General features: G+C 68.3%; 12 protein-coding genes. 8 read left to right on the top strand and 4 right to left on the bottom strand.

Annotated features, from left to right (window positions below):
- Positions 1-16: 16 nt before the first annotated feature.
- A complete protein-coding gene (locus AC1DYI_RS14380; RefSeq protein WP_477204805.1) occupies positions 17-364 on the top strand; it encodes a low molecular weight protein tyrosine phosphatase family protein in 348 nt (115 codons plus the stop codon).
- 85 nt (positions 365-449) lie between these two features.
- Here the strand turns inward: AC1DYI_RS14380 and AC1DYI_RS14375 are convergent, their stop codons facing one another.
- On the bottom strand, positions 450-1,361 hold the full coding sequence (locus AC1DYI_RS14375) for a serine protease (RefSeq protein WP_477204804.1): 912 nt from the start codon (positions 1,359-1,361) through the stop codon (positions 450-452).
- Positions 1,362-1,620: 259 nt separating this feature from the next.
- Here AC1DYI_RS14375 and AC1DYI_RS14370 point away from each other — a divergent pair, with 259 nt between their 5' ends.
- The 6 genes from AC1DYI_RS14370 (at position 1,621) to AC1DYI_RS14345 (ending at position 8,238) form a co-directional block, all read left to right on the top strand.
- On the top strand, positions 1,621-2,856 hold the full coding sequence (locus AC1DYI_RS14370) for an SGNH/GDSL hydrolase family protein (RefSeq protein ID WP_477204803.1): 1,236 nt from the start codon (positions 1,621-1,623) through the stop codon (positions 2,854-2,856).
- 554 nt (positions 2,857-3,410) lie between these two features.
- Entirely contained in the window at positions 3,411-5,003 is a 1,593-nt protein-coding gene (locus tag AC1DYI_RS14365; RefSeq protein WP_477204802.1) for an amino acid adenylation domain-containing protein, read from the top strand.
- A complete protein-coding gene (locus tag AC1DYI_RS14360) occupies positions 5,003-6,337 on the top strand; it encodes a hypothetical protein (protein ID WP_477204801.1) in 1,335 nt (444 codons plus the stop codon). The genes AC1DYI_RS14365 and AC1DYI_RS14360 overlap by 1 nt, the downstream gene beginning before the upstream one ends.
- Positions 6,338-6,384: 47 nt before the next feature.
- Positions 6,385-7,152 carry an enoyl-CoA hydratase-related protein gene (locus AC1DYI_RS14355; protein WP_477204800.1) on the top strand — a complete coding sequence of 256 codons (768 nt, stop codon included), beginning with the start codon at positions 6,385-6,387 and terminating at the stop codon, positions 7,150-7,152.
- A gap of 73 nt (positions 7,153-7,225) precedes the next feature.
- Positions 7,226-7,555, top strand: coding sequence for a hypothetical protein (locus tag AC1DYI_RS14350; protein WP_477204799.1), 330 nt, complete (start codon positions 7,226-7,228; stop codon positions 7,553-7,555).
- A gap of 74 nt (positions 7,556-7,629) precedes the next feature.
- Complete coding sequence (locus tag AC1DYI_RS14345; RefSeq protein WP_477204798.1) at positions 7,630-8,238, top strand: GNAT family N-acetyltransferase; 609 nt, start codon at positions 7,630-7,632, stop codon at positions 8,236-8,238.
- Here AC1DYI_RS14345 and AC1DYI_RS14340 read toward each other — a convergent pair.
- Positions 8,225-8,965 carry a class I SAM-dependent methyltransferase gene (locus AC1DYI_RS14340; RefSeq protein WP_477204797.1) on the bottom strand — a complete coding sequence of 247 codons (741 nt, stop codon included), beginning with the start codon at positions 8,963-8,965 and terminating at the stop codon, positions 8,225-8,227. The genes AC1DYI_RS14345 and AC1DYI_RS14340 overlap by 14 nt on opposite strands.
- Positions 8,966-9,168: 203 nt before the next feature.
- Here AC1DYI_RS14340 and AC1DYI_RS14335 point away from each other — a divergent pair, with 203 nt between their 5' ends.
- Positions 9,169-11,472 carry a TonB-dependent receptor gene (locus AC1DYI_RS14335; protein WP_477204796.1) on the top strand — a complete coding sequence of 768 codons (2,304 nt, stop codon included), beginning with the start codon at positions 9,169-9,171 and terminating at the stop codon, positions 11,470-11,472.
- A gap of 64 nt (positions 11,473-11,536) precedes the next feature.
- On the opposite strand, the gene AC1DYI_RS14330 is transcribed toward AC1DYI_RS14335, so the two are convergent.
- Both AC1DYI_RS14330 and add read right to left on the bottom strand, forming a co-directional pair.
- On the bottom strand, positions 11,537-12,064 hold the full coding sequence (locus tag AC1DYI_RS14330) for a demethoxyubiquinone hydroxylase family protein (protein ID WP_477204795.1): 528 nt from the start codon (positions 12,062-12,064) through the stop codon (positions 11,537-11,539).
- Positions 12,061-13,107 carry an adenosine deaminase gene (gene add, locus AC1DYI_RS14325; protein ID WP_477204794.1) on the bottom strand — a complete coding sequence of 349 codons (1,047 nt, stop codon included), beginning with the start codon at positions 13,105-13,107 and terminating at the stop codon, positions 12,061-12,063. The genes AC1DYI_RS14330 and add overlap by 4 nt, the downstream gene beginning before the upstream one ends.
- Positions 13,108-13,155 lie beyond the last annotated feature (48 nt).

Raw genomic sequence — 13,155 nt, 5'->3', positions numbered from 1 at the left:
AGTGACGCATGGGGCAATGATCCGCGCACTGTTCGTCTGCTCGCAAAACAAGCTGCGCAGCCCGACCGCCGAGCATGTCTTCTCGCAGTACGAAGGCGTCGAGTGCGAGTCGGCTGGTGTGCATGATTCAGCCAATGTCCCGCTCGGGCCAGAACTCATTGCGTGGGCCGACATCATCTTCGTGATGGAGCGGGCGCACCGCAACAAGATCACGAAGAAGTTCAAGCCTTACCTGAACGGCAAACGCATCGTCGTGCTCGGCATCCCGGACGAGTACGAATACATGGACGACGCGCTGATCGAGCTGCTGGAGCGCAAGGTGCCGCCGTCCCTGCAAATGCGACCACCCCGGCGAGCCGAATAGGCCCACCGGGGTGCCGGCGCTGCGGCCCGCTACCGCGGCGCCGGACCAGCCCCGGGGGGCGAGGCTGGATCCCTCCTGGATCCGATCAGGGCGCGGCGACTTGTTCCTTCACCCAGGCGCCGAGCGTGGCCATGCGTGAATAGACGCCGTAGTGGTTGGGGTCGGCGCAGCCATAGCCCCAGCTGACGACGCCGACTTGCAAGTGGAAAGTGCCGTCGGGGCCCTTGGACACCAGCGGACCGCCGGAATCACCCTGGCAGGTGTCCTTGCCGCCTTCTTTCAGGCCGGCGCAGATCATCGTGTCGGTGATCTTGCCGTTGTACGCATCGGCCGCATTGCAGACTTCGCGGTCGGTCACCGGCACCTTGACTTGCTGGAGCTCGTTGGGGAAGTGCGGCGTGGTCTCGGTCTCGCCCCAGCCCATGCCAAAGACCGGCTTGCCGGCGGYGGCGTACTTGTTCTCTTGCTTCAGGGTGCTGGCGTACTCGACCGGCGTGACGTCGTTGACGTCCTCGGCCAGGCGCAGCACGGCCACGTCCGAATCGCTGGTGCGGGAGTTGTACTTCGGGTTGACGGTGATGCGGGCCACATTCACCCGCCGTCCGCCGCTCTTCAAATCCTGTGTGCCGACCAGTACCTGGATCTGGTTCGGCTGGGTGCCCTTTACGCAGTGCGCGGCGGTCAGCACGTCGCGCTTGCTGATCAACGAGGCGCCGCAGAACTGGGCGTCGTAGTTGCTCGAGGTGCCGGCGTCCAGCAACGCGATCATGAAGGGCCATTTGCCGTCCGGAGCGGTCTTGCCGCCGACGACTTCCGGCTGCGCATTGAGGTCCACGCCCCAATAGGCGGCCATTTCGGCTTCGATCGCGTGCACGCGGTCACGCTGCGGGTTGCCCGACTGGGCCATTGCGGAACTGCCGGCGCAAAGCGCCGCCACGGCAGCGAGCTGCAGCAGCCGCCGGGACGGAACGTTCAACTTCATCAGGGTCGAGGTCATGGGTGTCTCCACTGAAGGTCATGGTTGAACCGACCCGAAGGCGAGGGGGGTTACCTGCGGGCCACGCGAGGCCGCGGCGGCTGGGGGAGGCCGGACCACGGTTCAGGGCGCCAGCGCATCTTGCCGAGGGAGCCTGGCCCCAAGGTTCAGCGATGATCAATGACCAGGTGTTGCACGCGCGGCTCGCATCGGCATGGAACCGATCACACCGCCGCGTGTCCGAGAACTAACTTTACTTTGACATGGAGCGCCCACCTTGATGACGACGCCACCGATTCTTCGCCGCACGGTGCTTGGCGCACTGCTCGCGACCACGCTGCTGGCGTCCACCGCCTTCGCCGAGGGCCGCGACCCCTGGATCTCGACCTGGGCCGCAGCGCCCGACCTGGCCGGGCCTGAGCTGAAGCCGCAGACGATCCGCCAGGTGATGCGCACCAGTGCCGGTGGGCGCGAGGTCCGCGTGCGGCTGTCGAACCTGTTTGGCACCCGGCCGCTGGTGATCGGCCCGGTGCACATGGCGCTGCCAGCCGACGGGCCGGCCATCCAGGCCGGCACCGACCGGGCGCTGCCCTTCGGCGGTCGGGCCACCGTGACCATCCAGCCCGGCGAGAGCGTGTTGAGTGACGCGGTGCCGATGAACGTGGCGCCACTGCAGGCGCTGGCGCTCAGCCTGTACCTGCCGCAGGGCAGCGGGCCATCGACCGTGCACAGCAACGGCCTGCAGACTGTCTACCTGGCCGAGGGCGGCGACGTGACCTCGGCCGCCCACTACCCGGCCCACCAGACCGACGACAGCCGCTACTTCGTGACCGACATCGAGGTGGCCGCGGCCGGTGAGCCGGCGCGCACGCTGGTGGCGCTTGGCGACTCATTGACCGACGGCATCGGCTCGACGCCGGACCGCCCGGGCCGCTGGACCGATGCCTTGGCCGAGCGGATGCTGGCCACCCCGGCGACGGCCCACATCGGCGTGGCCAACGTCGGCATCGCCGGCAACCGCCTGCTGCGCGACGGCGTCGACCCCTTCATCGGGCAGAGCGCCCTGGCGCGCCTGGAACGCGATGTGATGAGCAAGCCCAACATCCGTTGGATCCTGCTGTTCGAAGGCACGAACGATATCACCGCGGCCGGCATGCTGCCGTTGCCTGAGGACCAACCTTCGGCCGAACGCATCATCGAAGGCATGAAGGCGCTGATCCAGCGGGCGCATGCGAGCGGCGTCAGCGTGTGGGGCGGCACGCTGCTGCCGCGCGGCGGCGCGGCCGGCAAGTGGGCGCAGACGCCGGCGGCCGAAGCCAAGCGCCAGGCGGTGAACACCTGGATCCGCCAAGGCAAGGGCTTCGACGCGGTGGTGGACTTCGACCAGGTGGTGCGTGATCTCGCGCACCCGGAGCGCCAGCGGGCCGAGTTCGACAGCGGCGACCATGTCCACCCGAACGACGCCGGCTACCGCGCGATGGCCGCGGTGGTGGACCTGGGGCTGTTGAAGCCCTGACGGCCGCGCATCGACCGGTCGTCAGCGTCGGGAGACGCTGGCTACGTAAGTTAGGGGGCAGGGCCTAGGTGCCCCCTTGAGCGCCAGATTCGTTGGGGCACAGGCCTTGTTGCCGGAGTCAGCGCGAACGATTGGCGAGGGCTTTTCCAATGCGTTTCTCCAGTGAAAACGGGCGCTGGTTTCTAACGGCGAATTGACACGCACGGCCAAATCGATCGCTCAGCTAAGCGGCCTTGTCATGTTGCAAAGAGTTGCGCCGGTCACCCCCTAACTCGTGACAACCACGCAGTGCCCGAACCGGCACTCACCGCTCGATACCGCCGCGAATCAAGCACATCGGCGGGTCTTAGTGGGGCCGGCTGCTCTGGCGCAGCCGTGGCCTGTGGATTCACACGCACAGGGGAACCAGCATGAGAACAGCAGTCGAGGAAAGCGCACGCCCAGCCGGCGTCGCATGGACGGCGATCACGCCGATGCCGGACTTCGAGGACTCCGCYGGCGATGAATTGTCAGCAGAACTTGAAAGTTTGGCTGAACCGGGCACACCGCCCGCGATGGTCTTCAACCGCGCCGCCATCGCGCACCTGTCGCTGGACGACCAGGTGCGCTTCGAATGCTTCGGCCAGGGACCGAAGGAAGCCCTGCCCTTCGACTGCATCCACCACGCGATCGAGGCGCAGGTGCAGGCACAGCCGGAGGCCATCGTCATCGAGCACCTGGGTGAGCAGCTCAGCTACGCGATGCTGGACCGCCAGGCCGACAGGCTCGCGCACCGGCTGGCGCGGCACGGCGTGGTGCCGGGCGACCGCGTGGCCCTGTTCGTTCACCGCTCGATCGCGATGGTGGTCGGCATCCTGGCGGTGCTGAAAACCGGTGCGTCGTATGTGCCGCAGCACGTGGGGGTCGCGAAAGCACCGCAGCTGCGGCATGTGGCCGAGGTCGCTTCGACCCGGGTGATCCTGACGCTGTCGCCGCTGCGCGACCAACTGCCGTTGCCGCCCGGCGCGGTTTGCCTCGCGATCGACGAGCTGATGGCCGAGCCTTGGGATGAGCCGGCGGGCCCGCGCTTCGAGCCGCGTCGGCCGCTGTCGGGCGCCGATGGTTGCTTCACGCTCTTCACCTCCGGCACGACCGGCATGCCCAACGGGGTGCAGGTCACGCACCACAACGTCTGCAACATCCTGCTGACCGAGCCGGGGCGGCTGGGCATGCGACCCGGGCTGAAGGTCTCACACATCCTGGCGATCGCGTTCGACATGGCGGCGTGGGAGATCCTCGGTTGCCTCGCCCACGGGGCGACGCTGGTGATCCGCGGCGCCAGCATCGCCGAGGCGGTGCAGCAGGCTGACGTGGTGATCGCCACGCCGACCATCCTGAGCGAGCTGGATGCCGACGCCTGCCGCAACGTGCGGGTGGTGGCCGTGGCCGGTGAGCCGTGCCCGAAGCCGCTGGCCGACAAGTGGGCCAGCTTCTGCACCTTCTACAACTCCTGCGGCCCGACCGAGACGACGATCGTCAACACTGCGCAGCACTACCGGCCCGATGGCCGGCTGCTGACGATCGGCAAGCCGACGCCGAACAACACGGTGTATGTGCTCGACGAGCATCGCCGGCCCTGTGCGATCGGCGAGATCGGCGAGATGTGGGCGGGTGGTGCTTGTGTCTCGGCCGGTTACCTGCACAACGATGCGCTCAACGCTGAGCGCTACGCGCCCGACCCCTTCCTCGGTGCCGGCCACCGGATGTTTCGCACCCGCGACCTGGGTCGCTGGACCGAGGACGGCGAGCTGGAGCACTTCGGCCGCGTCGACGACCAGGTCAAGGTGCGTGGCTTCCGGGTCGAGCTCGACTCGGTCTCCAGCGTGCTGGAGCAGGCGCCGCACTGCGAGCGCGCTGCCACGCTGAAGTACGACGATCGCGGACTGGTCTCGTTCGTCGCACCGCGCACGGTCGATGCCGAAGCGGCGCGCGAGCGGGTGGCTGCGACCCTGCCGTACTACTGCGTGCCGATGGCGGTCATCACGCTCGACAGCCTGCCGATGACCGACCGCGGCAAGATCGACAAGCGGCGGCTGCTGTCGCTGGCGCAGCTGTCGGGCTTGTTCGACTGGCAAGACACCGCGGACAGCCAGGAGGTGACCGCGTGATGGAGAACCAGCTTCACCTGGCGCCGCCGCTGCGCGCCAGCGCCGTCCGGCGTTGGGTCACCCACCCGTGGCTGATGCACTACCACCTGCTGGTGGTGTTGGTGTCCACGTTGAACCTGGCCATGCTGGGCCAGGGCCTGGCCGATGGCGGCTGGTGGTGGGACAGCGCCCACCGCCTCGACAGCCTGTCGAAGCTGGTGCTGGCGAACTTTGCCGTCGCGGTGCTGGTGCGCCAGCAGTACGTGGTCAACCTGCTGTTCTGGCTCGCCACCCGTGCGCCGACGAGCTGGCCGCTGGCGATCCGCTGGCACCTGGGCAAGGTTTACCACTTCGGCGGCTTGCACAGTGGCTGCGCGGTGGTCGCCACACTGTGGTTCGCGCTGCAGACCGGCGCGTCGGTGTCGGCCTGGTGGCAGCGGCTGCCCGGCGTGTCGACCGCGCTGATGGTGGTCAGCGGTGCGCTCGTGGCGTTGCTCGTCGGCATCGTCGTGATGGCCTTGCCGCAGATCCGATCGCGCTGGCACAACCGGTTCGAGCTGGTGCACCGCTTCGGCGGCTGGACGGCGTTGGCGCTGTTCTGGACCCACGCCTTCTTGTTCGTCGACGCGCAGCGGGGCGCGCTGCCTTTCGGAGACGCACTGTGGGCGTCGCCGGCCTTGTGGACGCTGATCGTGTTGAGTACCAGCATCGCGTTGCCGTGGCTTCGCCTGCGCAAGGTCAATGTGGACATCGTGCGGCCGTCGAAGCACGCGGCGGTGGTGCGCTTCAACCATGGCGAGACACCGTTCCCCGGCTCGTCGACCGCCGTCAGCCGCAACCCGCTGGTCGAGTGGCATTCGTTCGCCAACATCCCGGCGCCGGGCGAAGAAGGCTTCCGCCTGATCATCTCGCGCGCGGGGGACTGGACCGGCGACTTCATCAACGACATGCCCTCGCATGTGTGGGTCAAGGGCATCACCACTGCCGGTGTCGCCAACATCGAGACGCTGTTCAAGAAGGTGGTCTATGTCGCCACTGGCAGCGGCATCGGCCCCGTGTTGCCGCACCTGCTGGCGCACCGCGTGCCGATGCAGCTGATCTGGTCGACTCGCAGCCCGCGCAAGACCTATGGCGACGCGCTGGTCGACGAGATCCTGGCTGCGCAGCCCGACGCGCTGATCTGGGACACCGACGCCAGCGGCAAACCCGACCTGGTGCACCTGGCTCTCGCCGCGCATCGCAGCGGCAACGCCGAAGCGGTGATCTGCATCGCCAACCAGAAGCTGACGCGCGAGGTGGTGCACGCGATGGAAAGCCGTGGCATCCCTGCGTATGGCGCGATCTGGGACTCCTGAGCGGGCCTGGCGCCGCGTACCCAACCCAACCAATCTGGAGACTCGCCATGAGCAATGTCTTGATCGAACGCGAGGGCGGCGTCGTCGTCGCCCGCTTGAACCGGCCGCAGGCCTTGAACGCCCTGAACTCGGACGTGATGCACGAACTGGTCGATGGCCTGCAGCCTTTTGACCGCGACCGCACGGTCGGCTGTTTCGTCATCACCGGCTCGGACAAGGTCTTTGCCGCCGGCGCCGACATCAAGGAGATGCGCGGCCAGAGCTACATGGACATGTTCTACGCCGATTTCTTCGCCGGCTGGGACGCCTTCACCGCACTGCGCACGCCGAAGATCGCCGCGGTAGCCGGCCACGCGCTGGGTGGCGGTTGCGAGCTGGCCATGATGTGCGACCTGATCTTCGCGGCCGACAACGCCAAGTTCGGCCAGCCCGAGATCAAGCTCGGCGTGATTCCCGGCATGGGCGGCTCGCAGCGGTTGACCAAGCTGGTCGGCAAATCGGTGGCGATGGACATGGTGCTGACCGGCCGCACGATCGGTGCCGAAGAAGCGCAGCAGGTCGGGCTGGTCTCGCGCGTCGTTCCGGTGGGTCAACTAATGGAAGAAACGCTGGGTGCCGCGCGGCAGATTGCCAACCATGGCAAGGCGGCGGCGATGGTCGCGCGCGAAGCGGTCGAGCGCGCACTGGAGCTGGGCTTGCGCGAAGGCCTGCTGTTCGAGCGCCGCAYCTTCCATGCGCTGTTCGCGACCGAAGACCAGAAAGAGGGCATGCAGGCCTTCATCGACAAGCGCCCGGCGCTGTTCCAGGGACGTTGATGTGGCGTGCGGCCGACGGCCGTGTCGCCGCCGGGTTGAACTTTTGCGTCGGCACGGGGCCCAATCCTGCAGGATGCTTGATTCGCAGGAGGCAATGATGGCTGTTTGTCCTTCCAATCCGGGCCGCGCCGCCTTGGCTGGCGCTTTGTTGTGGGCCGCCTCGGCGGTGGCCATGGCCGGCCCGGCCGAGGCGGCCAGTTCCGCGGCCAGCGCCGCTTCGGGCGTGGCGACCCGGGTCGGCCATGCCGTGGAGCGCGGGGCCAGCAAGGCCGCCAGCGCCGTCGAGCATGGCGCGCGGAAAACCGCCGAGGCGGTTGGCAGAGCGGCATCGGCCACCGGCCGGGCGATTGAGCGGACGGCGCAGAAGGTCGGGCTGCCCGCATCCGCCGCCTCAGCGCCGTGAGCGGGCGGGGCGGTAAGCTGCGGTGATGGCCGCCGGGTTCCGACCCGGTTTCATCCGCACCTGCCACCACCCCAATGCCTACCCCCATCACCGCTCCCGTCGTCGTACCGGACCCGATCGACACCCCCCGCCTGCGCCTTCGCTTCGTCGAAGAAACCGACCTGCCCGACCTGCTGCGCATCCACTCGGTCGACGAGGTGACGCGTTACCTGCCGTACACGACCTGGCAGACGCTCGAAGACGCCCAAGCCTGGTATGGCCGTGTGCAGAAGCGCCATGAAGAAGGCAGCGCGATGCAGTTCGTGCTGGCCGACAAGGCCAGCGGCACGGTCGTCGGCACCGGCCTGTTGTTTCGCTTCGAGCCCGACAGTGGCGTGGCCGAGTTGGGCTACGCGCTGGGCCGGCCGCACTGGGGCACCGGCGTGATGCGCGAGGGGCTGCAGGCGCTGATCAGCCACGCCTTCGGCGCGTTGGGCTTGCGCCGGCTCGTCGCCCATGTGGACCCGCGCAACAGCGGGTCGCATCAGTTGCTGCTGCGGCTGGGCTTCACCCATGAAGGCATGCTGCGCCAGCACTGGGTGATGAAGGGCGAAGCCAAGGATTCCAACTGCTACGGTCTGCTGCGGCACGAGTGGGCGACTGTTCCCAAGACGGTGGACGAGCCCGCCGCTACCGCCGTCTGAACGGCGCCCGGTACAGCCACACCGGTTTGCCCTCGACGTTCTGCAGCCGCGCTTGCGGCGCCCAGCCGGTGGCGGGGAATTCGAGGCTGACCAGCCAGGCGCCGGGTCGCAGCTCGCGGCCGGCCTTGTCCAGCGCGCGGGCCATGCTTTCCGGGCGCTGGAACAGGTAGACCAGGTCGTAGCCGGACCAGTCCACGGCCCAGATGTCGCCGCGGCGAACCCGGGCAAAGCGGCAGCGCAGCGCGCACAGCAGCGCCAGCGGCCAGCTCCATTCGAGCCCTTCGATCCGCGCGGCCGGGTATTCGGCGTGCAGCGCCCGCAGCCCGGCGCCCAGGCCGCAGCCGGCGTCCAGCACACGGGCCTGTGGCGGCAGCGGTGCCTGCCCTGCCAGCCCGGCCAGCGCCTTGGCCGGCGTCGGGAAGACCGGAGCATCGCGCCAGGCCTGCATCGGGTAGACGGCCAGCAGCAGCGCCAGCGGCAGCAGCCAGGCCCATGCCGGCAGGGCCCCGACGGCGCTGCCCGAGGCGACGATGGACAGCGGAAACCCCGCCACGACGATCAGCTTGCGCCAACGTGGTGCCTGCCACCACCAGGCGACCGCCGCCACGCCCGCCAGCGCAATGCCGAAGGCCGCCAGCGCAGGCAGCCCCAGCGCCGGCAACCCGGCGAACAGCGCCCAGGCGGCGCCCCAGGTCAGCAGCGCGGGCAGCGGCCAGGCGAGTTTCATCGGCTGCGATCGTAGTCGGGTGGGCCGTCCGGGGTGGCGGTTCTAGGGGGAACAGCTGAGTGATCCGCGCAACACTGCGGCGCAACGAAAGTGGATCCGCGGCCCGGGGGTGGATAGCATCGCCGGCTGCACGGGCCACCGCACCGAGCATGAGCCTTGCTTGGCTGCCCCGGTCCCACCAGATCACCGAGGAGAAGTTCTTTATGCATCCCGCCCCCTTCGCCGCGCCGCTGACCCACCGGCTGCACCCCCTGGCCGCTGCCGCCGCGCTGGCCCTGGTCGCCCTGGCGCCCGCCGCCTGGGCCCAGCAGCAACCCGCCGAAGCCAACGAAGCCGGCAAGCTGCAGACCATCACCGTGACGGCCGAGCGGCGCACCGAGAACATCCTCAACGTGCCGCAGTCGGTCAGCGCGATCCGGGGTGAAGAACTGGAAGTGCTGAACAGCGGCGGCCTGGACGTGCGCCAGCTGGCCGCCCGCACGCCGAGCCTGAACATCGAGTCGTCCTACGGCCGCGCCTTCCCGCGCTTTTACATCCGCGGCCTGGGCAACACCGACTTCGACCTGAACGCCTCGCAGCCCGTCTCGCTGGTGTTCGACGACGTGGTGCAAGAAAACCCGGTGCTGAAGGGCTTCCCCCTGTTCGACCTGGCGCAGGTGGAAGTGCTGCGTGGCCCGCAGGGCACCCTCTTCGGCCGCAACTCGCCGGCCGGCGTGGTCAAGTTCGAGTCGGTCAAGCCGTCGCAAAAGCAGGACGGTTATGTCAGCGCCACCTACGGCACCTATGGCACCTCGAGCCTGGCCGGTGCCTTCAACCTGCCGCTGGGCGGCGATTGGGCGGCGCGCTTCTCGGCCCAGATCCAGCACCGCGACGACTGGGTCGAGAACACCTACGACGCCGGCCCGACGCAAAAACTCGAGGGTTATGACGACAGCGCGGCGCGCCTGCAGGTGCTGTACCAGCCGCATTCCGATTTCTCGGCGCTGGCCAACATCCACGGCCGCGAGATGAAGGGCAGCGCACGCCTGTTCCGCGCCAACATCATCAAGCCCGGCACCAACGACCTGGTCGACGACTTCGACCCCGAAAAGATCTCCACCGACGGCAAGAACGAGCAACGCCTGTCGAGCCAGGGCGCCAACCTGCGCCTGCGTTGGGGCCTGGGCAGCGGCATGACACTGCACTCGATCACCGGCTACGAGACGCTGGATGCCTACAGCCGGGGTGATATCGACGGCGGCTATGGCGCAGTGTTCCTGCCTGACTCCGGGCCGGGCACCATCCCGTTTGCCGCCGAATCGGCCGACGGAATGCCCGAGCACCGCCAGCTGACGCAAGAGTTCCGCCTCGAAGGCGACGCCGGCGGTGGCCTGAAGTGGCTGGGCGGCCTGTACTACTTCAAGGAGCATCTCTTCATCGAGAGCTTCAACTACGACTCGCTGGCCGGTGGCGTGCAGAACGGCTACGCGACGCAGAAGCAGGACAACACCGCCTGGGCGGCGTTCGGTTCTCTGAACTACCGCGTCACGGATGCGTTTGAGTTGCGTGGTGGCCTGCGCTACACGCGTGACTCCAAGGACTTTGTTGCCAACCGGGTCGAGGCGCCGCCATTCAGCGCGCCCGAGCTCCTGCAGATTCCCAAGGAAACGCGCGCTTCCAACACCAGCTGGGACCTGAGCGGCACGTACTCGATCGACAAGGACACCAAGGTCTACGCTCGCGTCGCCACCGGCTTCCGCGCGCCGTCGATCCAGGGTCGCTTGCTGTTCCCGCCGAGTGGGCCGGACGTCGTGCCGGCGCGTGACTGGGTGAGCGTGGCCGATGCCGAAAAGGTGCTGTCGTACGAGGCCGGCGTGAAGGCCGAGTTGTTCGACCGCCGCGCCCGCCTGTCGGCCAGCGTGTTCCGCTACACCGTGAAGGACCAGCAGGTCACAGCGGTCGGCGGCACGCAGAACTTCAACCGCCTGGTCAACGTCGAGCGCACCATCGGCCAGGGGGTCGAGCTCGACCTGCGTGCGATGGTGACCGACAACCTGATGGTCACGCTGGGTGCCAGCTACAACGACACCAAGATCGACGACCCGGACCTGGCCATCGCCAAGTGCGGCAATGGCTGCACGGCGACCGACCCGGTTGGTCCGACGGCTGGCACGGTGCTGATCGACGGCAACCCGCTGCCGCAGGCGCCGAAGACGGTGATCAACTTCACCGCCCGCTACGGCCTGCCGACGGCCAGCGGCGGCGAATGGTTCGTCTTCACCGACTGGGCGTACCGCAGCAAGATCAACTTCTTCCTCTACGAGGCGAAGGAATACACCGGCAAGCCGCTGCTCGAAGGCGGCCTGCGCCTGGGCTACAGCTGGGACAACGGCAAGTACGAAGCCGCGCTGTACGGCCGCAACATCACCAACCAGGTGGTCGCGGTCGGCGGCATCGACTTCAACAACCTGACCGGCTTCATCAACGACCCGCGCACCTTCGGCGCGAGCTTCCGGATGAACTTCTAAGCTCTTGCCGCTCGATCGAGAAGCGCCCCGCGGGTCACTGCGGGGCGCTTTTTTGTTTGCACCGTCACAGCCGCATCCCGAGCCAGATCACCGATTCGGTCGACGCGGCGACGATCGGCGTCAGCAGCCGAGGCCATAGCCGGCCCGCGGCGGCCAGGTGCGCGGCCGACTGGTCGTGGTGCGCCTGTTCCTCCTGGACGATCAGGCCGATGGCGGCGACCGCGGCGTCGTCCTGGCCGGCAAGGGTGCGCAACTGGTGCTGCAGATGCCCCAGCACCACGCGCTCGACCGCGACCGTCGTGGCGGCGATTGCYGAGCGGCCGAACAGCCCGGTGATCAGGCCGAGCAGGAAGCCACCCGCGCCGCACAGCAGGAAGCTGCGACAGCGCCGAACGCCGCGGCGCTGCAGCTCAACGGCAAAGATCGCGCGGTGCCGCTCTTCGTGCGACTTGAACTCGCGCAGCTCGGCGACCAGCGCCGGCGCCGTCAGCCGAGCCGTGATGATCTGGCCGGCGTAAATGTGGATCGCGCCGTTTTCGCCGGCGTGGTTGACCTTGAGGATGCGAGCGCCGAGCGGCGTGTCGCTGCTCACACCGCGGGCTGCACGGTGGCGGCCTGCAACTGTTCCATCGCCGCGGCCCGGTCGGCTTCGGGCAGGAACGAGTGTTCGGCCGCTTGCCGGCCCATCGCCAGCAGGTCGGCGACTTGCAGGTCCTGGTGTTCCAGCAACAACGCCGCTTCGGCCGTCATCGTGGTGCACGACATCAACGGGTTGTCGGTGTGGTACGACAGGCTCAGGCCCGCGCGCCACAGCTTGCCGATCGGGTGCTCGCGCAGCGACGGCACCGCGCCGGTGTGCACATTGCTGCTCGGGCACAGCTCCAGGTGCAGGTTCTTTTCGCGCACCAGGGCCAGGCGGTCTTCGCCTTCGGGTGTGCCCAGCCAGTCGGCCAGCCGCACACCATGGCCGATACGCGTGGCGCCGAGCGCGGCGGCTTCGAGCACGCGCTCGGCCACGTMGGCTTCGCCGGCATGCAGCGTGATTGGCAGGCCCTGGTCGCGCACGATGGCCAGCGCTTTGCTGTGCAGGCTCGGCGGGAAGCCGGCTTCGGGGCCGGCGAGATCGAAACCGACCACGCCGTCGTTGCGGTAGCGCAGCGCCAGCCGTGCGACGCGCTCGCTGCGTTCGGTCGGCTCGTGGCGCATCGCACACAGGATCAGGCCGCAGGGCATGGGGCTTCTGATCAGCCCGGCCAGCAGCGCTTCGATCGCGGCTTCGGCGCTGACGTCGTCGCTTTCCAGCAGCAGCGGCGCCATGCGGAACTCGGCCAGCACGCAGCCGTCTTCGCGTGCGGCTTTGGCGGCTTCGTAGGCCACCGCCTGCATCGCTGCGGGCTCGGCCATCGCGGCGACGGTCAGGCCAAAGCCTTTCAGGTACTCGACCAGGCTGCCGGCGTGGGCGCGGGCTGTGAACCATTCGGCCAGGCCGGCTTCGTCCGCGGCCGGGGCTTCGATGCCGCGTGCGCGCAGCAGGCGCAGCAGGCTTTGGTGGGACAGGCCGCCGTCCAGGTGCTCGTGCAGCAAGACCTTGGGCAGGCGGCGCAGGGTGTCAAAAGGAATCGGCTGGTCGTGCATGCGCCATCGTAGGCGATGCACGACCAGCCGAATGTGACGGGCATGACC

The sequence above is a fragment of the Ideonella sp. P3_A4 genome, from assembly GCF_056403075.1.
Note: the sequence above shows the minus strand (reverse complement) of the source record. Positions and strands in the feature narration are given on the sequence as shown.